The 21045-nt window shown below is 54.3% G+C and carries 20 protein-coding genes and 3 tRNA genes; 17 read left to right on the forward strand and 6 right to left on the reverse strand.

What is annotated here, in order from left to right; genetic code table 11:
• The 5 genes from JI62_RS22840 to JI62_RS04825 form a co-directional block, all read left to right on the forward strand.
• Window positions 1-792: FAD-dependent oxidoreductase (locus JI62_RS22840; protein WP_240513138.1), on the forward strand; the 792-nt coding region annotated here is incomplete at its 5' end.
• A gap of 171 nt (window positions 793-963) precedes the next feature.
• Complete coding sequence (locus JI62_RS04810) at window positions 964-2010, forward strand: threonine aldolase family protein (protein WP_088699074.1); 1047 nt, start codon at window positions 964-966, stop codon at window positions 2008-2010.
• Between the two features lie 292 nt (window positions 2011-2302).
• Complete coding sequence (locus JI62_RS04815) at window positions 2303-4225, forward strand: PrkA family serine protein kinase (RefSeq protein ID WP_088699075.1); 1923 nt, start codon at window positions 2303-2305, stop codon at window positions 4223-4225.
• Window positions 4226-4263: 38 nt separating this feature from the next.
• Window positions 4264-5550, forward strand: coding sequence for a YeaH/YhbH family protein (locus JI62_RS04820; protein WP_088699076.1), 1287 nt, complete (start codon window positions 4264-4266; stop codon window positions 5548-5550).
• Between the two features lie 44 nt (window positions 5551-5594).
• Window positions 5595-7160 (forward strand): SpoVR family protein, encoded by a 1566-nt coding sequence (locus JI62_RS04825; RefSeq protein WP_088699077.1) that lies wholly within the window; start codon window positions 5595-5597, stop codon window positions 7158-7160.
• Window positions 7161-7239: 79 nt separating this feature from the next.
• Here JI62_RS04825 and JI62_RS04830 read toward each other — a convergent pair whose 3' ends face one another.
• Window positions 7240-7554 (reverse strand): high-potential iron-sulfur protein, encoded by a 315-nt coding sequence (locus JI62_RS04830; protein WP_088699078.1) that lies wholly within the window; start codon window positions 7552-7554, stop codon window positions 7240-7242.
• A gap of 321 nt (window positions 7555-7875) precedes the next feature.
• On the opposite strand from JI62_RS04830, the gene JI62_RS04835 reads away from it, so the two are divergent.
• Window positions 7876-8151, forward strand: a complete 276-nt coding sequence (locus JI62_RS04835; RefSeq protein WP_008958975.1) for an Lrp/AsnC family transcriptional regulator — start codon at window positions 7876-7878, stop codon at window positions 8149-8151.
• Between the two features lie 105 nt (window positions 8152-8256).
• Entirely contained in the window at window positions 8257-9102 is an 846-nt protein-coding gene (locus JI62_RS04840) for a DNA/RNA non-specific endonuclease (RefSeq protein WP_088699079.1), read from the forward strand.
• 85 nt (window positions 9103-9187) lie between these two features.
• On the opposite strand, the gene JI62_RS04845 is transcribed toward JI62_RS04840, so the two are convergent.
• The 3 genes from JI62_RS04845 to JI62_RS04855 form a co-directional block, all read right to left on the reverse strand.
• Window positions 9188-9274: transfer RNA gene (locus tag JI62_RS04845), tRNA-Leu, on the reverse strand.
• Between the two features lie 45 nt (window positions 9275-9319).
• Window positions 9320-9406 (reverse strand) — tRNA-Leu (locus JI62_RS04850).
• Window positions 9407-9470: 64 nt separating this feature from the next.
• Window positions 9471-9557 (reverse strand) — tRNA-Leu (locus JI62_RS04855).
• 249 nt (window positions 9558-9806) lie between these two features.
• Here JI62_RS04855 and rnr point away from each other — a divergent pair.
• The 9 genes from rnr (at window position 9807) to JI62_RS04900 (ending at window position 17763) form a co-directional block, all read left to right on the forward strand.
• Entirely contained in the window at window positions 9807-12239 is a 2433-nt protein-coding gene (gene rnr, locus JI62_RS04860) for a ribonuclease R (RefSeq protein WP_088699080.1), read from the forward strand.
• Window positions 12240-12241: 2 nt separating this feature from the next.
• Window positions 12242-13027, forward strand: coding sequence for a 23S rRNA (guanosine(2251)-2'-O)-methyltransferase RlmB (gene rlmB / locus JI62_RS04865; RefSeq protein WP_088699081.1), 786 nt, complete (start codon window positions 12242-12244; stop codon window positions 13025-13027).
• Between the two features lie 235 nt (window positions 13028-13262).
• Window positions 13263-13640 carry a 30S ribosomal protein S6 gene (gene rpsF / locus JI62_RS04870; RefSeq protein WP_007113338.1) on the forward strand — a complete coding sequence of 126 codons (378 nt, stop codon included), beginning with the start codon at window positions 13263-13265 and terminating at the stop codon, window positions 13638-13640.
• Window positions 13641-13673: 33 nt separating this feature from the next.
• Complete coding sequence (gene rpsR, locus JI62_RS04875; protein WP_007113337.1) at window positions 13674-13901, forward strand: 30S ribosomal protein S18; 228 nt, start codon at window positions 13674-13676, stop codon at window positions 13899-13901.
• A gap of 12 nt (window positions 13902-13913) precedes the next feature.
• Window positions 13914-14765 carry a hypothetical protein gene (locus tag JI62_RS04880; protein WP_088699082.1) on the forward strand — a complete coding sequence of 284 codons (852 nt, stop codon included), beginning with the start codon at window positions 13914-13916 and terminating at the stop codon, window positions 14763-14765.
• A gap of 15 nt (window positions 14766-14780) precedes the next feature.
• The gene (gene rplI / locus JI62_RS04885) at window positions 14781-15227 is read left to right on the forward strand and encodes a 50S ribosomal protein L9 (RefSeq protein WP_022522724.1); all 447 of its coding nucleotides are present in this window, start codon (window positions 14781-14783) and stop codon (window positions 15225-15227) included.
• A 258-nt stretch (window positions 15228-15485) separates the two neighbouring features.
• Window positions 15486-16874: a replicative DNA helicase gene (gene dnaB, locus JI62_RS04890; RefSeq protein WP_009287667.1), complete on the forward strand. Its 1389-nt coding sequence runs from the start codon at window positions 15486-15488 to the stop codon at window positions 16872-16874.
• Between the two features lie 107 nt (window positions 16875-16981).
• Entirely contained in the window at window positions 16982-17275 is a 294-nt protein-coding gene (locus tag JI62_RS04895) for a hypothetical protein (protein WP_022522725.1), read from the forward strand.
• Window positions 17276-17460: 185 nt separating this feature from the next.
• A complete protein-coding gene (locus JI62_RS04900; protein WP_088699083.1) occupies window positions 17461-17763 on the forward strand; it encodes a DUF6482 family protein in 303 nt (100 codons plus the stop codon).
• Window positions 17764-17778: 15 nt separating this feature from the next.
• Here JI62_RS04900 and JI62_RS04905 read toward each other — a convergent pair whose 3' ends face one another.
• Both JI62_RS04905 and JI62_RS04910 read right to left on the reverse strand, forming a co-directional pair.
• On the reverse strand, window positions 17779-18177 hold the full coding sequence (locus JI62_RS04905) for a thiol-disulfide oxidoreductase DCC family protein (RefSeq protein ID WP_088699084.1): 399 nt from the start codon (window positions 18175-18177) through the stop codon (window positions 17779-17781).
• Window positions 18178-18186: 9 nt separating this feature from the next.
• Window positions 18187-19773, reverse strand: a complete 1587-nt coding sequence (locus tag JI62_RS04910) for a cryptochrome/photolyase family protein (RefSeq protein ID WP_088699085.1) — start codon at window positions 19771-19773, stop codon at window positions 18187-18189.
• 126 nt (window positions 19774-19899) lie between these two features.
• Here JI62_RS04910 and hemH point away from each other — a divergent pair, with 126 nt between their 5' ends.
• Window positions 19900-20979 (forward strand): ferrochelatase, encoded by a 1080-nt coding sequence (gene hemH, locus JI62_RS04915; RefSeq protein ID WP_088699086.1) that lies wholly within the window; start codon window positions 19900-19902, stop codon window positions 20977-20979.
• Window positions 20980-21045: the final 66 nt, after the last annotated feature.

Raw genomic sequence — 21045 nt, forward strand, 5'->3', positions numbered from 1 at the left:
AGCGAGCTGGGCGGGCAGTTTAACTATGCGCGTAAGATTCCCGGTAAAGAGGAGTTTAATGAAACCCTTCGCTACTACCGGGTGATGCTGGAGAAATATGCGGTAGAAGTACGTCTAAACACTACGGCAAGTGCAGAAACCCTCGCCGATTTCGATGAGGTGGTGATGGCCACCGGCGTTCAGCCCCGGGAACTCAATCTTCCAGGTCACGACCACGACAAGGTGCTGAGTTACGCCGAGGCGATCGAATCCCCTGAGCGCGTTGGCCGTAAAGTGGCTGTGATCGGTGCGGGGGGCATTGGCTTTGATGTGTCTGAATTGCTGGCGCACCAAGGCCACCCGGCACTGGACATTGCCGAGTGGTGTGACGAGTGGGGCGTGGACTTGGCGGTGGGCGAACGGGGCGGCCTAAAAGCACCCACGCCGCCTGCGGTTCCCCGTGACATTGTCATGCTCCAGCGTAAAACCTCCAAGCCGGGTAAGTATCTGGGCAAAACCACCGGTTGGGTACATCGCGCCTCGCTTAAGCAGCGGGGGGTAAAAACCCTCACCGGCTGCGAATATCTCAAAATCGACGACGAGGGGCTGCATATTCGCCGCGACGGTGTCGAGCAAGTGCTTGCCGTTGACAGCATTATCGTGTGCGCCGGGCAGGAGTCGGTGCGTGATCTGCTGGCGCCGCTGGAGCGTGCAGGAACAGCGGTACATATTATTGGCGGTGCCGATGAAGCCAGCGAACTGGATGCCAAGCGCGCGATTGAACAAGGCACTCGATTGGCGGCAAGCTTATAAAAAAGGGCATAAGGGCGGCTTATAAGTAAGTGCTTAAAAGTGCAGGTGACGTTAGCCCATAAATGGCGATAGACTAAATGACTAATCTAACTGTTAAGCATGGTTAGATATTAAAGGCGCGAGTGGCACCCAGCTCGCGCTGTTCGATCGCCAGATAAAAGGACTGTCGTCATGACCTCGGAGTGTAGCCCGCGATTTTTAGCCAGTGATAACACCTCCGGTATCTGCCCGGAGGCGATGGAATACCTGCTTGAAGCCAACCGTTGCGATGATTTGGCTTACGGCAACGATCTCTGGACCGCACGCGCTGCGGATCGCTTCCGCGAGATGTTTGACTACGACTGCGATGTCTTCTTTGTTTTCAACGGTACTGCCGCCAACTCCCTGGCGCTCTCAGCCATGGGACGCAGCTACCACAGCGTGATTTGCCACGAGCTGGCGCATATCGAAACCGACGAGTGCGGCGGTCCTGAATTCTTCTCAAACGGCGCTAAACTGCTTACCTCGTCGGGCGCCAACGGCAAACTAACCCCGGAAGGAATTGAAGCGCTGGTCACCAAGCGCAGCGATATTCACTACCCCAAGCCCAAAGTGGTATCGCTCACTCAAGCCACCGAAGTGGGCACGCTCTACTCCCGGGAAGAGCTTATGGCGATTCGCGCCATTGCCGATAAGCATGACCTGCGCCTGCACATGGACGGCGCCCGCTTTGCCAACGCCTGTGCCAGCCTAAATATGTCACCGGCCGAGCTTACCTGGCAGGTAGGGGTAGATGCATTGTGTTTTTCGGGCACCAAAAACGGCCTAGCGTTTGGTGAGGCGATCCTGTTTTTTAACCGGGAGCTGGCCGAAGATTTCTCCTACCGTTGTAAGCAGGCGGGGCAGTTGGCCTCCAAAATGCGCTTTGTCTCAGCCCCGTGGTTAGGACTACTAGAGAGCGGTGCCTGGTTAACCAATGCCCAGCATGCCAACGAGATGGCTCGCTACTTATCGGAAGGGTTGCAAGCGCTGCCGGGCGTATCGCTTATGTTCCCTACCCAAGCCAATAGTGTTTTCGTTGAATTGCCGCCCTCCGCTATTGAAGCGTTGAAAGGCAAAGGGTGGACCTTCTATACCTTTATAGGCGCAGGCGGCGCCCGTTTTGTGTGTGCTTGGAACACTACCGTTGAACTGCTGGATGCGCTACTGGCCGATATTCGCTTGGTACTAGCGCACTAAAGGCGGCCGCTGCGCTCACTGTGGCGCGGCTTGAGACCCACGATCTAGCAACGCCGCTGCCAATCGCAGCGGCGTTGCTGGTTGAGTGCTTTGCGTTTATGGGTGGCGCATGGACTAACGCAACTATTCGTCGGAATAATTCTCTTATCTATATCGCTGCAGCGTTGAAGGTTTTAGTCATCACTTTTTGCTAATGCTGACTACGCTAAAAAAGCGACACCTCGTTTGGCACACCGTTGCGAAACACTTGGCTTGACGGTGACTGCCTGGGGATGGGCCACAGGAGAGTTCCATGAGCATCTTTGATCACGTTCAAGACCGTTTTTCCCGCGTTCAGCAAGAGGACATGAGCCTTGAGGAGTATTTGGCGCTTTGTCGTCGTGATCCGAAGGTTTATGCCAGCGCCGCCGAGCGCATGCTGGAAGCCATAGGCGAGCCTGAAGTGATCGACACGGCGAAAGACCCGCGTCTATCACGAATTTTTTCCAACAAAGTGATTCGCCGCTATCCTGCCTTTGCCGAATTTCACGGTATGGAGGAGGCCATTGAGCAGATCGTCTCCTACTTCCGTCATGCGGCTCAAGGGCTTGAAGAGCGCAAGCAGATTCTTTACCTGCTTGGCCCGGTGGGGGGCGGTAAATCGTCACTTGCCGAACGTCTTAAACTGTTGATGGAACGGATACCTTTTTATGCCATTAAAGACTCGCCGGTCTATGAGTCGCCGCTGGGCCTCTTTTCGCCCGAAGAGGACGGCGAACTGCTGGAGAAAGAGTATGGCATTCCACAGCGCTATTTACGCAGCGTCATGTCGCCCTGGGCAGCGAAGCGGCTGAAAGAGTACGGCGGCGATATTTCCCAGTTCCGGGTCGTGCGTTTATACCCATCACGGCTTAACCAGATCGCTATCTCCAAAACCGAGCCGGGGGATGAAAACAACCAGGATATCTCGTCGCTGGTGGGTAAAGTCGATATTCGTCAGTTAGAGCTCTACTCCCAGGACGACCCGGATGCCTACAGCTTCTCCGGTGGCTTATGCCGTGCCAACCAGGGGCTGATGGAGTTTGTGGAGATGTTCAAGGCGCCGATCAAGGTGCTGCATCCACTGCTTACCGCCACCCAAGAGGGTAACTACAACCCTACCGAAGGTATGGGGGCGATTCCCTTTGATGGTGTGATTCTGGCCCACTCCAACGAATCGGAGTGGCAGGCGTTTCGCAACAACCGAAATAATGAGGCGTTCCTTGATCGGGTGTATATCGTCAAAGTGCCTTATTGTCTGCGGGTTACCGAAGAGATCAAGATCTATCAAAAACTGCTTGAGGACTCGTCGCTTAACGCCGCGCCCTGCGCACCGGATACCCTGCGCATGCTTGCCCAGTTCTCGGTGCTATCGCGGCTAAAAGCGCCGGAAAACTCCAATATCTACTCGAAAATGCGCGTCTATGATGGTGAAAATCTCAAGGACACCGACCCTCGCGCCAAGTCGATCCAGGAGTATCGAGATGCTGCGGGCGTCGACGAGGGGATGCAGGGGCTCTCCACTCGCTTTGCATTCAAGATTCTCTCCAAGGTCTTCAACTTTGACAGCACTGAGGTGGCCGCTAACCCGGTTCATTTACTTTATGTACTGGAACAGGCGTTGGAGCGTGAACAGCTGCCCTCGGAAGTGTTTGAGCGCTACTTGGGCTTTATCAAAGAGTATATGGCGCCTCGCTATGTGGACTTTATTGGTAAGGAGATCCAGACCGCTTACCTCGAATCCTATAGCGAGTATGGTCAGAATATCTTTGACCGCTATGTGACCTACGCAGACTTCTGGATTCAGGATCAGGAGTACCGCGACCACGAAACCGGTGAGTTGCTAGACCGCCAGGCGCTCAACGAAGAGCTGGAGAAAATCGAAAAACCCGCGGGCATCTCGAACCCCAAAGATTTCCGCCACGAGGTGGTCAATTTTGTGCTGCGGGCGCGGGCACAAAACAACGGTATGAACCCGAGCTGGCAGTCCTATGAAAAACTCAAAGGTGTTATTGAACACAAGATGTTCGCCAATACCGAAGAGCTGCTGCCGGTGATTTCGTTCAATGCCAAGGCTTCCCGCTCGGATCAGAAGAAGCACGAAGACTTTGTGGCGCGGATGGTCGATCGCGGCTACACCGAAAAACAGGTGCGGTTGTTATCCGAGTGGTATCTGCGGGTGCGCAAATCCCAGTAAGGAGTGGCGTGCTTAAGATGGGTGTCTAAGGAGGTCGTATGACCTACTTTATTGATCGAAGACCGAACGCGAAACATAAAAGCGCGGTAAATCGTCAGCGCTTTTTGGAGCGCTACCGTAAGCATATCAAGCGTTCGGTTGAAGAGGCCGTTAACCGCCGCTCCATTACCGATATGGAGCGCGGCGAGAAAGTCTCGATTCCGGCGAAGGATATCTCCGAACCGGTCTTCCAACACGGGCCGGGCGGGGCGCGGAATATCGTTTCCCCCGGAAATAAAGAGTTTGTCGCCGGTGACAAAATCCGCCGCCCCAGTGGCCAGGGGGGCGGCAGTGGCGCCGGCGAGGGCGGCGCCTCTAACCAGGGGGAAGGCGTTGATGAGTTCGCTTTTACCCTTAGTCGCGAAGAGTTTTTGGAGTTTGTGTTTGATGGCCTGGAGCTGCCCCATCTACAGCGCAAGTCGCTGAAGTCGCTGGAAGAGGTCAAAATGGTGCGGGCAGGGCTCTCCCGGGACGGCGTGCCGTCCCGGATTAGCATTACCCGTTCGATGCGCGAAGCCTATGCCCGGCGTATTGCCATGCGCGCGCCGATTAAGCGGGCGCTAAGAGAAGCGATTGATGCCTTGGAGGCCGAAGAGCGTAAAGACCCGGTGCTGCGTAATCCAGCTCGCATCGTCGAGCTGAAAGCCGAAATTGAGCGTCTGGAGAAGCGCATCGCCGGGGTGCCGTTTATTGACACCTACGACCTGCGCTACCACCAGTTAAGCGCCCAGCCACAGCCCTCCAATCAAGCAGTGATGTTTTGCGTCATGGATGTTTCCGGCTCGATGACCCAGAACCACAAGGATATCGCCAAGCGCTTCTTCCTGTTGCTCTATCTGTTCTTGGAGAAGCACTACGAGAAAGTCGAGCTGGTGTTCGTGCGCCACCATACGGCTGCCCGGGAAGTCAGTGAAGAGGAGTTTTTCTACTCCCGGGAAACCGGCGGCACGATTGTTTCCAGTGCGCTGAATCTGGTGAATAAGATTATTGAAAAGCGCTATCCCGTTGGCCAATGGAATCTGTATGTGGCCCAGGCCTCCGATGGCGACAACTGGGACGATGACTCCAATATCTGCCGCGACCTGCTGGTCAAACAGCTTATGCCGCAGTTGCAGTACTACGCCTACGTTGAGATCACGCCCCACGACCATCAGTCGCTGTGGCATGAATATGAGAGTGTGGTGAAAGAGTTCCCCGAACGCTTTGCCATGCGCCAGATTGTGGAGGCGGGCGATATTTATCCGGTCTTTCGTGAACTGTTTAAGCGCCGCTTAAGCCAGTCCTAGTGACCTTGTATACAGGTTAGTGACCGCGTGCAGAGGAGTGGGCTATGAGTGCGACCCGCAAGCGTAAGCCGATTGCTACCGGCTCCGATTGGAACTTCAGCGTACTGGAGCGTTTTGATGCGGAGCTGGCAAGGCTCGCCGATGAGTATCGGCTGGATACCTATCCCAACCAGATAGAAGTCATTACCACCGAGCAGATGATGGACGCCTACGCCAGTGTCGGTATGCCTGTGGGCTACCACCACTGGTCATTCGGCAAGCAGTTTCTGGCTGTGGAGCAGGCGTACAAGCGCGGCCAGATGGGCCTGGCCTATGAGCTGGTGATCAATTCCGACCCCTGCATCGCTTATTTAATGGAAGAGAATACGCTGATGATGCAGGTGTTGGTGATGGCCCACGCCTGCTACGGCCACAACTCCTTCTTTAAGGGCAACTACCTGTTCCGCGCCTGGACCGACGCCTCGTCAATCGTTGATTACCTGGTGTTTGCGCGTAAATATATCGCCAAGTGTGAAGAGCGCCACGGCGTGCAGGCCGTTGAGCAGTTACTGGATGCTTGCCATGCGCTGCAAAACTACGGAGTCGACCGTTACAAGCGCCCATCGCCGATCTCCGCCGAAGAGGAAGCGAAGCGTCAGGAGGAGCGCGAAGCCTATCTGCAGACCCAGGTTAATATGCTCTGGCGTACTATTCCCGAGACATCCACTGGGGAAGCACCGCTACCTGGCAGCCTGCATGCAGAAGATGATCCGCTCGGGTTGCATAGCGGCGGTCAATACCCACCAGAGCCTCAGGAGAATCTACTCTATTTTATCGAGAAGAATGCGCCGCTGTTGGCCCCATGGCAGCGCGAAATCGTGCGTATTGTTCGCAAGCTGGCGCAGTATTTTTATCCTCAGCGGCAAACCCAGGTAATGAATGAGGGGTGGGCGTGCTTCTGGCACTACACGCTGATGAACCGACTCTACGACGACGGCAATGTCGATGAAGGATTGATGCTAGAGTTTTTACAGTCGCATGCCGCGGTGATTAACCAGCCCGCGTTTGACAACCCACACTTCAGCGGGATTAACCCCTATGCCCTAGGCTTCGCGATCTTTATGGATATTAAGCGGGTCTGTGAAGCGCCCACCGATGAGGATCGTGAGTGGTTTCCTGATATTGCAGGTACTCCATGGCGGGAAACGCTGGAGTTTGCCATGCGCAACTTCAAGGATGAGTCGTTTATCCAGCAGTTCCTATCACCGAAGGTGATGCGCGACCATAAGCTGTTTTTGGTCGTGGATGATGATCAGGTAGAGACGCTTGAGGTCGCAGCGATTCATAACGAGCAGGGCTACCGGCAGGTGCGTGAGGCGCTTGCTACCCAGTACGCGCTCTCTGTCCGCGAACCCAATATTCAAGTGGTCGAAGCGGCTATTCGCGGAGATCGATCTTTGACCCTTCATCATGTCCAGGATAGTCGGCGCCCTTTGGGGCGCAGTGTCTATCCCGTTATTCGCCACCTACAGCAGCTATGGGGCTTTCCCGTTCATCTCGTCTCTTTGCAAGAGGGGCGGGTAACGCGGCGTTTTCACTGGCCGGTAGAGGATGAAAGTCCGACCTCTTAGCCGCTGGCGTGTCTTCAACAAAGCTACCCCGCTCAAAAGGCGGGGTAGAGGTATTTATCAGCGCTCAAGTGTTAGATGCTTAAGCTTGGGCGGTCCAGGATTGGCACCAGCCAGCAGGCGCTACGCTATTCTCCGGAAATAGCTGGCAGCCCTCGTTTTCTGCTTTGTAGAACATGCAGTTATCGCAGCGTTCGCCCTCTTCATATGCCGGGTGATCGCTGGCTTCACTGGCGTCTTCCACGTAGTTCAGCGCTTGGGCATTGCTTGAGGAAGGATCAAGACGTGGCAGCTCTTGGGCGAAAGCATTTTTAGAAAGAATGCCAGCTCCCAGTGGCAGGGCCGCAAGGCCCAGCATGCTGTTGCGCATAAAGTCACGACGGCTTTTATTAGCCATGATTACTCCTTATCGTCACGGTCTGACGTTTGGTCACGTTATCGGGTGGTTCTCCACCTCTTTATGCTCCGCATCATCATATAAGCCGGAGCTTTTGGCTGCATCTTTCAATTCTATACTTCAACTACATGCTAGCGGATGTACAAAGGTTGTGCGAATACTGGTGCAGGTATAGCGACAATTGGTCACGCTGTCGCCGGGTGCTGCGCTCGCTTCCTCGTCACTGCTATACTCTGCCCAGCTTTGACACTACTTTTATGACCATTTTCTCTCAACTTTTGATTATTTTCTCTAACCTATATTTCTCTAAAGAGGCGCGCCATGCAAAACGCAGTCATTTTAATCAATACCGATAAAGGCCAGGTTAAGGCTGTGGCCGAGCGTCTGGCCGATGTAGAGGGCATTAGCGAAGTTTACTCCACCTGTGGCCGCTACGACTTAGTAGCCATTGCTCGCACCCGTGATTTTGAAAGCTTGGCTGAATTGGTGACGGAGCGCCTGAATGCTGTAGAAGGCATCAGCGATACCGAAACCCTGAATGCCATGCAGGTTCACTCCCGCCACGATCTTGAAACCATGTTCTCTTTGGGTTGGTAGCCCTTTATTATTTGGTTACACGCAAAGCGTTCACGAACGAAGTAAAAATGAAAAAGCGCTAATGTAAGCATTTAACAAGGGGACAGTCTGTTGGGAACATCGCTTTTGAGCTGGCGTCGGCAGGGGCGACGCCTGGGCATTGCCGTGCTTTTTGTGGTGGTTGGCACAGGACTATGGGAGTTTCAGGAGCGCCAGCATAAAGATGCTTACACCTGGATGGGGGTGCCCACTTGGGAGGAGTTTCGCCCCACCACGATGCACCGGGTGTTGCGCAATGATGGCTATTTGGTGGGCTGGTCTGATGTGCGGGTCAATCCGCTATGGGTAAGCTATCAGGTTGAAGCAGTAGACGACTCGAGCATTGGCCCAAGGCCAAATTTTCAAGCCGATTGGCGCACGCTATGGCCGATAGGCACCGATAGCTACGCCGGTAGCGGCTATGATCGAGGGCATATGGCGCCCAATTATGCGATTGCCGCCGTGCATGGGCGAAGTGCCCAGGTCGATACCCTCCTAATGAGTAATATGACCCCCCAGCGGCCCAACCTGAACCGACAGCTCTGGCAGCGCTTGGAAGAAGCGGTCATGGATCACTTTGCGCCACGTTTTGACCGTTTACAGGTGATTACCGGCCCCATTTTCCCAGAACACTTTATGGATAACGTGTTCAACCGGGTGGGACTGGTCGAAGTGCCTTCGGCTTTTTACAAGATCATAGTGGCGCCCCACAACGAGGCACCATTAGCGTTGGCGTTTATCATGCCACAAGACGTTCGGGGCAATGAGCCGCTGGATGACTATTTGGTGACCATCGATGAGATTGAGGCACGCACAGGGCTTAACTTCTTCCCAGACTTAGCAACGGAAGTAGAGTCTGTATTGGAAGGAGAGTTGCGTATACAGGGGTGGGCACTTGAAGAAGTGGCACGACGTCCGGGCAGGTTCCAGTAATCTGGGAAATGCTTCGAAAAAAAAAGGGGGGACGAACAAGCATTTAATAGGGAGAGTAATGATGCGGACTGGCCCATGTAAGTCATGGTGCCCAGGAGAGGACTTGAACCTCCACGTCCATACGGACACTAGCACCTGAAGCTAGCGCGTCTACCAATTCCGCCACCTGGGCGCATCATCTAACGCTTGGATTAACTACTTACCGTTTGTGTTCGTATGGTGCCCAGGAGAGGACTTGAACCTCCACGTCCATACAGACACTAGCACCTGAAGCTAGCGCGTCTACCAATTCCGCCACCTGGGCGAACACAAACCTTGCCTTGCTTAACACCGACCTGCTTATACCAATAGATAGCATAAAAGCAGTTTGGTGCCCAGAAGAGGACTTGAACCTCCACGTCCATACGGACACTAGCACCTGAAGCTAGCGCGTCTACCAATTCCGCCATCTGGGCAAGTGGCGCGTATAATACCGGGGTGATGGTTAAATGCAAGACCCCACAGGCGCTTTTTATAAAGCAAATTGCGTAAACAACCTCTAAGACGGTTGGGTGATTGAACGTGCAGCGCTATACTGCGCCTATGACTAAACAAAACCCTATTCATTTCAGCCTATCAAGCGTTGAAATATCCAGCCCGCAACGCAACGCGTTTGCGCCTTTTTTATGCCTCTCGCAAATGACGCCATCAAGGATGTTGATCGCATGAAGTACTGGACGTTAAGTGATGATCCGCACGCTGAGCGCGAGGCGCATAAATATGGCAACCCAGCGCCGAGCCGTGAGTATCTTCTGGCTGCGTTAGAAAGCTATGGTAAGCCGATTACCCACGAAAATATGAGCCGCATGCTGGGGCTGGAAGACGAAGAGCTGATCGAAGCCGTCAGGCGCCGATTAGCGGCGATGGAGCGCGACGGCCAGGTGCTGCGCGATCGCCGCGGTGCCTATGCGCTGATCGACAAACTCGATCTGATTAAAGGCAAGGTGCTTGGTCACCGTGATGGGTTTGGTTTTCTGCTACGCGATGATGGCAAAAAACCCGACCTGGTATTGCCCCCGCGCCAAATGCGCCGTGTCTTTCACGGAGACCACGTGCTCGCGCGCATTAGCGGCCGAGATCGCCGTGGTCGTGATGAGGCGACCATTGCCGATGTCATCGCGCGCAACACGCAAACCATCGTCGGCGTTTACCGTAGTAATACCCCCGAGTTCGGCATTCTAATTCCGGAAAATCCGCGTATTACTCAGGAAGTGATTATTCCTCATAGCGCCTGCGGTGGGGCTAAAGATGGCCAGGTGATCTCGGCCAAAATCGTTCAGCAGCCGGCCACCCGTGTACAGCCGGTGGGGGAGGTGATCGAAGTGCTGGGCGAGCGTATGGATCCTGGTATGGAAATTGATATTGCGATTCGCAGTTACGATATTCCTGCAGAATTTCCGCCTGAAGTGCTTGATCAGATCGCTGGTATTTCAGCGGAAGTGCTGGAAGAGGATAAACAGCACCGCGTTGACTTGCGTGATGTACCGCTGGTTACCATTGACGATGAGTCTGCCAAAGACTTTGACGACGCCGTGTGTGCTTGGAAAACCAAATCCGGCAGTTGGAAGCTGCTCGTCGCCATCGCGGACGTTTCCCACTATGTGCGTCCCGGCACGCCGCTGGATGATGAAGGTCGCACTCGGGGTAACTCGGTCTACTTCCCTGGCCAAGTGGTTCCCATGCTGCCGGAGCTACTGTCCAACGGGCTCTGCTCACTGAATCCCCACGTGGATCGTCTGGTGTTGGTGTGCGAGATGAATATCTCGCAAACCGGGGCGATTAGCCGCTACCGCTTCTATGAAGCCGTCATGAACTCCCACGCTCGCCTGACCTATAACAAGGTGGCCGCGATTCTTGATGAGGAGAGCGAAGAGGGTGAAGCGCTTCGGGCAGAGCACAGCGAGCTGGTGAAGCCGCTGAAAAATCTGGAAGAGCTTTACTATTTATTGCGCGAAGCGCGTGCTGAACGCGGTGCGATAGATTTTGATACCACTGAAACGGCGATCATCTTTAACGATGAGCGCAAAATCGAAAAAATTGTTCCACGTAGCCGTAACAATGCCCACAAGTTAATTGAAGAGTGCATGCTAGCGGCCAATGTGGCGACTGCTCGCTTCTTGGATAAGCATGATTTGCCGGCACTCTACCGGATTCATGAGCGGCCTACTCCCGAGCGCCTCGATAAGCTGCGCCTTTTCCTGAATGAGTTGGGGCTTTCCGTTGGTGGCGGCGATATGCCGACGCCACAGGATTACCAGGCGTTGCGTGAGGCGATTGCCGATCGTCCTGACTTCGATATCATCCAAACAGTCATGCTGCGCTCGATGAATCAGGCTGTCTATTCGCCACAGAATGAGGGCCACTTTGGCCTGGCGTATCAAGCCTACGCCCACTTCACTTCGCCGATTCGTCGCTATCCTGATCTGCTGGTGCACCGCGCCATCCGTTCGGTAATCCGCGGTCCGCGCCAGACCAACACGGTGCTGCGCGTAGAAGGTGCACCGGTTGAGCCGCCCAGCAAGTGGTGTCCATATACCTTTGAACAGATGCTTGAGCTGGGCGAACACTGCTCAATGACCGAGCGCCGCGCCGACGAAGCCACCCGTGACGTAGAGAGCTGGCTGAAGTGCGAGTTTATGTCCGACAAACTCGGCGAGATGTTTGAAGGTACCATCGCTTCTGTCACTCAGTTCGGTCTGTTTGTACGTTTGGATGAGTTCTTCGTAGAAGGTCTGGTGCATGTGACATCGCTGCCTTCGGACTACTACCACTACGAAGCTGAGAAGCACCGCCTTAAAGGTGAGCGCACCGGCACGACCTATCGCTTGGGCGATGGCCTTACCGTGCAGGTGGCGCGTGTGGATATGGATGACCGTAAGATTGACTTCGGCCTGGGGGATGAAAAACCTCGCCCCCGCCGCCAGCCGCGTAAGAGCCGTGGTGGGCAAGAGGGTGCTGGTGCTAAAGGCGCTGGTGCTAAAGGTGATGGCGCAAAAGCGGCGGGGGAGAAGAAATCCAGTAGTGAGAAGCCTGCCACTCGTCGTGGCCCCCGGCGTACCCGCAATGGCCCGCGCAAACCATCACCGAATAAGGGTTGAGCATGAAATCAGCGTCATCTCGGCGGGGGCCCAAAACTCCCGATGGCCTGGATCAGGTATACGGCGTTCATGCCCTGCAGAGCCTGCTGGACAGAGGTGAAGCGCCGCGCGAGCTTTGGGTGCAGCAGGGGGCGGGGAGTCGCTTGAAGGAGCTGATCGCTCACGCTCAAGGGCAAGGGGCTAGAGTGAAAGAGCAGCCCCGCGACCTGCTTGATCAATTAACCCAGGGCGCGGCTCATCAGGGGGTGGTGGCGTTTTGTCCGCCGTTAACGCCTGAAGGTGAGGAGTCGCTTTGGCTTAAGCTGCGCGCCTGGCCCTCGAATACACCGCCGCTATTGCTGATTTTGGATGGTGTGACCGACGTGCACAACTTTGGCGCCTGCCTGCGCAGTGCTGATGCCGCCGGTGCCCATGGGGTCATTGTGGCAAAGGATAAGGCTGCACCGCTCAATGCAACGGTGCGCAAAGTCGCCTGTGGTGCTGCCGAAGTCGTGCCGGTTTATCAAGTGACCAACCTGGCGCGTACGCTCGCCAAGCTAAAAGATGCCGGTGTGTGGATAACCGGTACGGCAGGTGAGGCACAGGCCAGCGTCTTCGAGATAGATATGACCGGCCCGACGGCGTTAGTGATGGGGGCCGAAGGGAAGGGGATGCGACGCTTAACCCGCGAAGCATGCGATAATCTTGCCAAGTTGCCGATGGCCGGTGAAGTCTCTAGCCTTAACGTTTCGGTGGCCACCGGTATTTGTCTATTTGAGGCTGTCCGCCAGCGTCAACTTGCAAGTTAATCGCCGTACTACTAAGATACACGCGCCCGTTTGTCTGCAAGCGGGCGTTAGCTGTGAGAATTAGTAATTGAAGCTGTCGTGAAAAACAGTTGTTGAAATAAAAGTTCTGTTTGATGCCCCGGTGGCCGCCTAGTGCGGTGGCGGAGCACTTCAGTTAACTCCTTGCTTCCTTGTCGTCGTTTATTGCACTTCGCAGTGGCACACAATGGAAGCTGTCAAACCGCAAGGAGATCCCATGCGTCATTACGAAATCGTGTTTATGGTCCACCCGGATCAAAGCGAGCAGGTGCCGGCGATGGTCGAACGCTACACCAGCATCGTTACCGAAAACAGCGGCACTGTGCACCGTCTAGAAGATTGGGGCCGCCGTCATTTGGCTTACCCGATCAACAAGATCCACAAAGCCCACTACGTGCTGATGAACGTTGAATGTTCCGGTGAGACTCTCGACGAGATCGAGAACATCTTCCGTTACAACGACGCCATTATCCGCAGCTTGGTTGTTCGCTGCAAAGAAGCTGTTACTGAAGCTTCCCCGATGATGAAACCGGCAGAAGAAAAACGTCCGCGTCGCGAAGAAAAACCGCGCGCTGAAGAAGAAGAAACTGCCTGATTTTATTCACTGCACGTTTTAAGGAGCTAGTCCATGGCACGTTTTTTCCGTCGCCGTAAGTTTTGCCGCTTTACCGCTGAAGGCATCAAGCAGATCGATTACAAAGATCTGGACACGCTGAAGGCCTACGTTACTGAAACCGGCAAGATCGTTCCAAGCCGTATTACCGGCACCAAAGCACGCTATCAGCGTCAGTTGGCGACCGCTATCAAGCGCTCGCGCTATCTGGCACTGCTGCCCTACTCCGATAGCCACCAGTAAGCGTTTAACGTGATGCTGGCACTAGCCCGATGGCTAATGCGGGGCACGCCTTACGCTGCTGGCGGGGCGGCCTTGGCAACGCTAGTGCCCTGGCTGTTCTGGTTAGGTGCAGCCATCGCCGCGTTGATGACCCTACGCAAAGGTTTTGCACCTGCGCTGCCGGTCATTATCGCTGCAGCACTACCGGCCGGTTGGTGGTGGGCCCAGGGTGACGTGATTCCGCTGGCTAGCTTACTGCTAGTTACGCTGATGGCCGTTATCCTGCGCGAGAGGATGCGGTGGGGTGAGACCCTGATTGTGGGGACCTTGGTCGCTGCTATCATGGTTCAACTCGGCATCTTCAGTCCGCCAGGTGGCACTGAGCTAATGCTTGAGCAGTTGCGAGAAGGTTCAGAAGAAGTTGATCGCATGCTCACGGAATTTGCCAATCAGGGCTACGATACTCAAACCATTGCTTCGCTGGTAGTGGGTGGCGTGACCGGATTTGTGGTGCTGTTGGCAGCCATCCTGTGTCTGGCACTTGCGCGGAGTTGGCAAGCTGGGTTGTATAATCCAGGTGGCTTCCGTGAAGAGTTCCACGCACTGCGCTTGACCCCCAAAGAGCTGGCCTTGCTGGCCGTTATTGGGGTGATCGGTATGGTGCTAGGTGCTCATGCTCTGGCGATGCTGGGTTGGATTCCGCTATTGGTCGCTGGCGTTGCGTTAGTGCATGGTTTTATTGGAATAAAGGGGATGAACGGGCTGTGGCTGGTAGCATTTTATGTGCTACTGATCACGACCTGGCCCACGATTCTCATTGTGCTGCTGTTGGGGCTGATTGATACATTCGCGAACGTTCGCGCACGCCTTGCCCGCAGCAACTGACAAGAGGTTTACGAGATGGAAGTCATTCTGCTCGACAACATTGGTAAGCTGGGCGGCCTGGGTGACAAGGTCACCGTGAAGCCTGGTTATGGTCGTAACTACTTGGTGCCTTACGGCTTAGCCGTACCGGCCACCAAAGACAACATCGAAGCGTTTGAAGCGCAGCGTGCCGAGCTCGAAGCGCAAGCCGCTGAGCGCAAGGCAGAAGCCGAAGCGCGTGCTGAGCAGTTAAACGACATCGAGCTCTCTTTGGTTTCCAAAGCAGGCGACGAAGGCAAACTGTTTGGTTCTATCGGTCCGCGTGACCTGGCCGACGCGATTTCCTCTGCTGGCATCGATATTGCCAAGAGCGAAGTCCGTATGCCGAATGGCCCGATTCGTCAAACCGGCGAATACGACATCACCCTTCACTTGCACGCTGAAGTGGATGCCGTTGTACGCGTAGTGGTAGTTGCAGAGTAAGTGAGCGTAATTAAGTTAGTAACGACGTAAAATCGTTACTAACTGCAGCTAATACAGCTGCCTCAAAAGGCGCGGGGTTTCTCCCGCGCCTTTTGTTTTTCTGGATATTCGCCATTTTTTTGGACGTTGCCAAAACTATCTAGCCCATCCCCCGCTGGGTATTTTAAGACAACGCCTCGATCATGTTGGTAGTCGCAACGCATGCGGCTAAGATAAGCATCTTCACCGGCTACGCAGTAGTGTTTAAAGGAGCTCGCTATGCAGGATCAGCCTTCTGCCGATACAGAAACGGCAGCGCTAAAACTGCCGCCGCATTCATTAGAGGCGGAGCAATCGGTACTAGGCGGGCTCATGCTAGACAACCAGGCCTGGGATAACGTCTCAGAGCGGTTGGTCGCTGATGACTTCTACCGCTATGAGCACCGTTTAGTGTTCAATGTGATGATTCATCTGGCGGAAGCCGGTCAGCCGCTGGATGTGGTGACGCTTTCCGAAGCGCTGGAAGCGCGTGATCATTTGGATACCGTAGGCGGCCTGGCGTTTCTAGCCGAACTTGCCCGTAACACACCCTCAGCGAGCAATATTCGCGCCTATGCGGATATCGTGCGTGAGCGGGCAACGCTGCGTAAGCTGATCCGTGCCGCTAACCAAATTGCCGATAGTGCCTTTACCCCCCAGGGGCGTCCTGCGGATGAATTGCTTAACGAAGCCGAGCGGTTAGTGTTTCAGATTGCCGAGGAGCGTCCCAAAACCGGCGGTCCTATTGGCATGAGTGATCTATTGACCAAAGCGGTTGATCGCATCGACGAGTTGTTTAATCTGAAAGGTGAGATGACTGGGCTTTCCACCGGTTTTCGTGACCTGGATGAAATGACCACCGGGTTACAGCCATCCGACATGGTGGTTATCGCCGGACGGCCCTCGATGGGTAAGACGACCTTCGCGATGAATTTGGTTGAGCACGCGGTGATTTCCAGCGACAAGCCGGTGATGGTGTTCTCCATGGAGATGCCCGCTGAGTCGCTCATGCTGAGGATGCTGTCGTCCCTGGGCCGGATCGATCAAACCCGTGTGCGTACCGGTCAATTGGAAGACGAGGATTGGCCGCGCTTAACCTCCGCGGTTAATTTGCTCAAAGACAAACAGCTGTTTATCGACGATACCGCGGCTTTGTCGCCTAACGAGATGCGCTCACGGTTGCGCCGCGTGGTGCGTGAGCATGGCAATATCGCGCTGGTGATGATCGATTATCTGCAGTTGATGCAGATCCCCGGCTTTAGTGAAAACCGTACCGGTGAGATTTCCGAGATTTCGCGCTCTTTGAAAGGGTTAGCGAAAGAGTTTAACTGCCCCGTGGTGGCACTATCCCAGTTGAACCGCTCCTTGGAGCAGCGTCCCAACAAGCGTCCGGTTATGTCGGATTTGAGGGAATCTGGAGCGATCGAGCAGGATGCGGACGTCATTGCCTTCGTTTATCGCGATGAGGTCTATAATCCAGATAATCCTGACAATCAGGGAATAGCTGAGTTAATTATCGGTAAGCAGCGTAATGGTCCTATCGGCACGGTGCATATGGCGTTTATCGGTAAATATACCCGCTTTGAGGATTTGGCCCCGGACAGTTACGGCCAAGCGTTCGGCGACTAGTTTTGTAAAGACTGGTTGGTAGAGACAGCTTTATGATGAGTCACTTGAGGATGGGGAGCGAGCTCGTATAATGCCCCACCCACGATATGTAAAAACGGGAGCAGCAAATGGCAGGTGGATTTCGGCGCGGTAATCGGCAGCGTCTTCCTAAGTTAGAAGGCCGCGGTGAACTAGAGGCGATAGAGCGGGAAGGCCCTTTCAAAGAGTGGCTGGGTATGCCGGACCTTTATCGCTACCATTTGGTAGTCGCGGGCGAGAAGTATAGTTACCAGACTGAAGATGGTGAGCTGCCTGTGACGGTGGGCGATAAGGTCGTGTTCCGCTACAAAGAGACTAAGGGTGGCAACTGGATTGACCGCAATTCGCTTGGTAAAGCCATCGACCCCTCTGAATATCAATAATCGATTGATGTCTTGACCTTCCGGTCAGGAACTCTCTTGCACTATTGACCTCTTAGCTATTAATGTCTAGTTATTGCTTATTGTCATTACATTGCAATGACGGGGCAACAGAAGTGTCATGGGGCGCAGTCATGCTGTGCCCTGAAGACATAACGTATGAAATAGCCAAATAATAGGAGGGAACCATGGAGCTTAAAGATCTTAAGCAGTTTGTTGCCAATCACGACAATTTTGAAATTCGCGTGATTACCCATTCGGGCAGCCGTTTTTATCAAGTTGAGCTGGAGGATGTTGAAGGCGAGCGCCATATGCTGACGCATCGTGCTAAGCCGATGCTGTTTCGCTCGTTGGACGATGCCTATATGGATCTCAAGCGCGCAGGGATTCATCGCGCATATCTTGTTCAGCATGTGCCCCACGATGAAGTGATAGGCCGCGATGCGCACTATAGTGAGCCGCTCACATCGCGTATGCCGCTTGTTTTTTAACGCTGCTCACACCCATTAATATTTAGTCTTACGCATTTCCCACCACCGCCCAAGCCGGATTCGGCGACGGGCAAAAAATCGGTAACCGGCGTTCATTGCGCCGTATAGACCCGGTAAGCACGACAACTTTACCAGCCGCCGATAGCCCAACACCGCATAGAGGGCACGGCTGGCATCCATACCGATATACCACTCTCCTTGGCTATCCCGCAGGTGCAGCTGGCCCATCATGGCGTTAAATTCTTTTCCATGCTCCTTGGCGTTAAAGCCATGAGCCTGAATATCGACCAGCGCGATGTGTTCCCGATGGCGATGCTTTTCCAGCCACGCAACTTCCTGTTGGCAAAAGGGGCAGTGGCCATCGTGAAAGAGGGTGACAGGCGAGGTTGCCTTCAGTGGTGAGTAGCGGCTCATCGTTATTCCTTATTGGCTTTCGGTTGTGGACGTTGCATAGCCAGCCGTGTGGCAGAGTTGCCCATAACCAGATGACGTTTCCAGTTGATCCAGAAAGAGCTCGGCCTGTTGGCGGATAGCCTCGCGCTTCTCATCGGCCATGCGGTTGAGCGAGCCGTAAATCAGCTTCATACGCGGATTTTTATTCAGACGTTCAGCGTTGATTTCAAGGAAGTGCCAGTAAAGGCTGTTAAAAGGGCAGGCTTTTGGCCCCGTGACCTGTTTTGGCGAGTAGCGGCAGTGCTGGCAGTGATCGGACATTTTGTCGATATACTTACCCGAAGCACAGTAAGGCTTGGAGCCCATTAAACCGCCGTCGGCATGGAGCACCATCCCCAGGGTGTTAGGCAGTTCTACCCACTCGCTGGCATCGGCATAAACCGCAAGATACCAGTCGCACAGCGCTTCGGGTTTAACCCCGCATAGCAGTGCGAAATTACCTGTGACCATCAGTCGTTGAATATGGTGGGCGTAGCTATTGTCGATGGTCATCTGAATAGCACGCTGTAAGCAGCGCATATCGGTATCCGCGTCCCAGTAAAAGGCGGGTAAATCGCGCTCAAAACCTAGCTGGTTGGCGCTTTTGTAGCTTGGCATCTGTGTCCAGTAGAGGCCGCGCACATACTCGCGCCAGCCAAGAATTTGACGGATAAAGCCTTCGACGGCGTTGACCGGCACATCGCCGTCATAGTAGCGCTGCTCGGCGGCTGCGCAGACTTCATGTGGTGACAGTAAGCCGATGTTCATGGCAGCTGAGAGACGCGAATGATACAGATAGGGTGCAGAGTCGCTGATTGCATCCTGATAGCGGCCAAAATCAGCCAGTCCATGGTCTATAAAATGGTCTAAATCCACCAGCGCTTGGCGACGAGTGACTGGCAGATTGAAATTATCCAGAGATCCCATATGGTCGCCAAAATGGCGCTTGGCATCGCTGAGCGCTTCTTGAGTGAGCGCATCCTGGCGATGTTGAGGAAGCTCAGGAAACTCGAGCGCGGCCTCGATAGGCTGACGATTATCGTGGTCAAAATTCCATTTGCCGCCAGCAGGCTCGTCACCCTCCATCAGGAATCCGGTACGCTTACGCTGCTCCCGGTAAAAGTACTCTAGGCGTAGCTGTTTGCGGCCTTTGGCCCAGTTGGCGAAATCATCGGGGGTGGTGAAGAAGCGCTCATCCTCAAGCAGTCGCCAGGGGAGCGTTGCGTTTTCGCGCTGCTGCATCGTCTCCCACAGTCGCCACTCGCCAGGCCGGGCAACGCGTATCTCATCACAGCCATACTGTTGGGCGATGCGCTCAGCTTCCTCAATAAGGGAGTGGCAGTTGTCCGCGTCATCCAGCGCGCTGTAGTGGACTTGAAAGCCTTTGTCACGCAGAGCCTGGGCAAAATGACGCATGGCGGCCAAAAAGAGGCCGATTTTGTGGATATGGTGGGGCACATAACGCGCTTCTTCGGCCACTTCGCACAGCGCGACGATCGCATTGGCGGGCGCGTCCTGCAGCGTTGTGAGTGACAATGAGAGCTGATCGCCGAGCACCAGAAGCAGAGGCTTGGACATGAGTTGGCCTGTAGTTATACAAATAATGTCGATAGTATAACTTTATGCCGCCGCTTTGCCGAAAAGTGATAAGATTTAATTAATTGATAGAAGAGCATCATCGTTATTTTTCCAGGAGCATGAGTAATGACCGAGAATGTCGTCAAGGATCAGCCGGGTGAGGGCCGTTTGGCCCATGCACCCAGCGATCACCCGCCGGTAGCGCGTGCCAAGGTGGGTGTTGTGCTAGCGAACCTGGGCACCCCGGATGCCACCGACTACTGGTCAATGCGTCGTTACCTCAATGAGTTTCTGTCGGATAAGCGCGTGGTCGACTATGCCGGTTGGAAATGGCAGCCGCTACTTCAGCTGATTATTTTGACCAAGCGTCCGTTCTCATCGGGCAAGGCCTACCGTGGCATCTGGAATAATGAGAAAAACGAAAGCCCGCTGCTGACAACGACGCGTGCCCAGACTGAGAAAATGACCGCGCGGTTAAAAGCACTTTACGGTGACGATGTTGAAGTCGATTTTTGCATGCGCTATGGCAACCCCTCGACTGAAAGCGTACTGACGCGATTAAAAGAGAAGGGCTGTGAGCGAATCGTATTTTTTCCGCTCTATCCCCAATACGGTTCACCGACCACGGCAACGGCGAATGATCAGGCATTTCGCACCCTGATGAAGATGAAGTGGCAGCCTTATATACGCACGGTGCCGGCTTATTTTGACCATCCTGACTACATTCAGGCGTTGGCAAATTCGGTACAAGAAGCCTACGACGGTTTCTCGACCCGGCCGACCAAGCTGGTGGCCAGCTACCATGGCGTTCCCGAGCGCTATTTGATGGAGGGTGATCCTTACCACTGTCAGTGCCAGAAAACCACGCGCCTGCTCCGCGAGAAGCTTGGTTTTAGCAAGGAGGAGGTGGATACCGCTTTCCAGTCGCAGTTCGGTCCCGAGAAATGGGTCGGCCCGCAAACCGTTAAGCATGTGGCCGAACTTGCCGAGCAGGGGCATAAGCACATTGCGATTATGTCACCTGCCTTCTCATCCGACTGTGTTGAAACCTTGGAAGAGATCGAAGAGGAAATCCGCGATAGCTTTATGGAAGCGGGTGGCGAAACGTTCAGCTATATACCTTGCCTGAATGATCGCGATGACCATATTGAGGCACTGTTAGGCGTCATCAATAATGAATTAGCCGGATGGCTATCGGCTCCATAGCTTAACTATTTGCCGTTAACACTCGCTTGTAACAGCCGCAGTGCGCATTACAACAGCCTGCGGCTG

The sequence above is a fragment of the Halomonas campaniensis genome (assembly GCF_002211105.1).
In the GTDB taxonomy this organism is placed as follows: domain Bacteria; phylum Pseudomonadota; class Gammaproteobacteria; order Pseudomonadales; family Halomonadaceae; genus Vreelandella; species Vreelandella campaniensis_A.

Coding starts and splice junctions, on each gene's coding strand:
- JI62_RS04810 (WP_088699074.1), top strand. CDS start 964: ATGACCTCGGAGTGTAGCCCGCGATTTTTAGCCAGTGATAACACCTCC.
- JI62_RS04815 (WP_088699075.1), top strand. CDS start 2,303: ATGAGCATCTTTGATCACGTTCAAGACCGTTTTTCCCGCGTTCAGCAA.
- JI62_RS04820 (WP_088699076.1), top strand. CDS start 4,264: ATGACCTACTTTATTGATCGAAGACCGAACGCGAAACATAAAAGCGCG.
- JI62_RS04825 (WP_088699077.1), top strand. CDS start 5,595: ATGAGTGCGACCCGCAAGCGTAAGCCGATTGCTACCGGCTCCGATTGG.
- JI62_RS04830 (WP_088699078.1), bottom strand. CDS start 7,554: ATGGCTAATAAAAGCCGTCGTGACTTTATGCGCAACAGCATGCTGGGC.
- JI62_RS04835 (WP_008958975.1), top strand. CDS start 7,876: ATGCAAAACGCAGTCATTTTAATCAATACCGATAAAGGCCAGGTTAAG.
- rnr (WP_088699080.1), top strand. CDS start 9,807: ATGAAGTACTGGACGTTAAGTGATGATCCGCACGCTGAGCGCGAGGCG.
- rlmB (WP_088699081.1), top strand. CDS start 12,242: ATGAAATCAGCGTCATCTCGGCGGGGGCCCAAAACTCCCGATGGCCTG.
- rpsF (WP_007113338.1), top strand. CDS start 13,263: ATGCGTCATTACGAAATCGTGTTTATGGTCCACCCGGATCAAAGCGAG.
- rpsR (WP_007113337.1), top strand. CDS start 13,674: ATGGCACGTTTTTTCCGTCGCCGTAAGTTTTGCCGCTTTACCGCTGAA.
- JI62_RS04880 (WP_088699082.1), top strand. CDS start 13,914: ATGCTGGCACTAGCCCGATGGCTAATGCGGGGCACGCCTTACGCTGCT.
- rplI (WP_022522724.1), top strand. CDS start 14,781: ATGGAAGTCATTCTGCTCGACAACATTGGTAAGCTGGGCGGCCTGGGT.
- dnaB (WP_009287667.1), top strand. CDS start 15,486: ATGCAGGATCAGCCTTCTGCCGATACAGAAACGGCAGCGCTAAAACTG.
- JI62_RS04895 (WP_022522725.1), top strand. CDS start 16,982: ATGGCAGGTGGATTTCGGCGCGGTAATCGGCAGCGTCTTCCTAAGTTA.
- JI62_RS04900 (WP_088699083.1), top strand. CDS start 17,461: ATGGAGCTTAAAGATCTTAAGCAGTTTGTTGCCAATCACGACAATTTT.
- JI62_RS04905 (WP_088699084.1), bottom strand. CDS start 18,177: ATGAGCCGCTACTCACCACTGAAGGCAACCTCGCCTGTCACCCTCTTT.
- JI62_RS04910 (WP_088699085.1), bottom strand. CDS start 19,773: ATGTCCAAGCCTCTGCTTCTGGTGCTCGGCGATCAGCTCTCATTGTCA.
- hemH (WP_088699086.1), top strand. CDS start 19,900: ATGACCGAGAATGTCGTCAAGGATCAGCCGGGTGAGGGCCGTTTGGCC.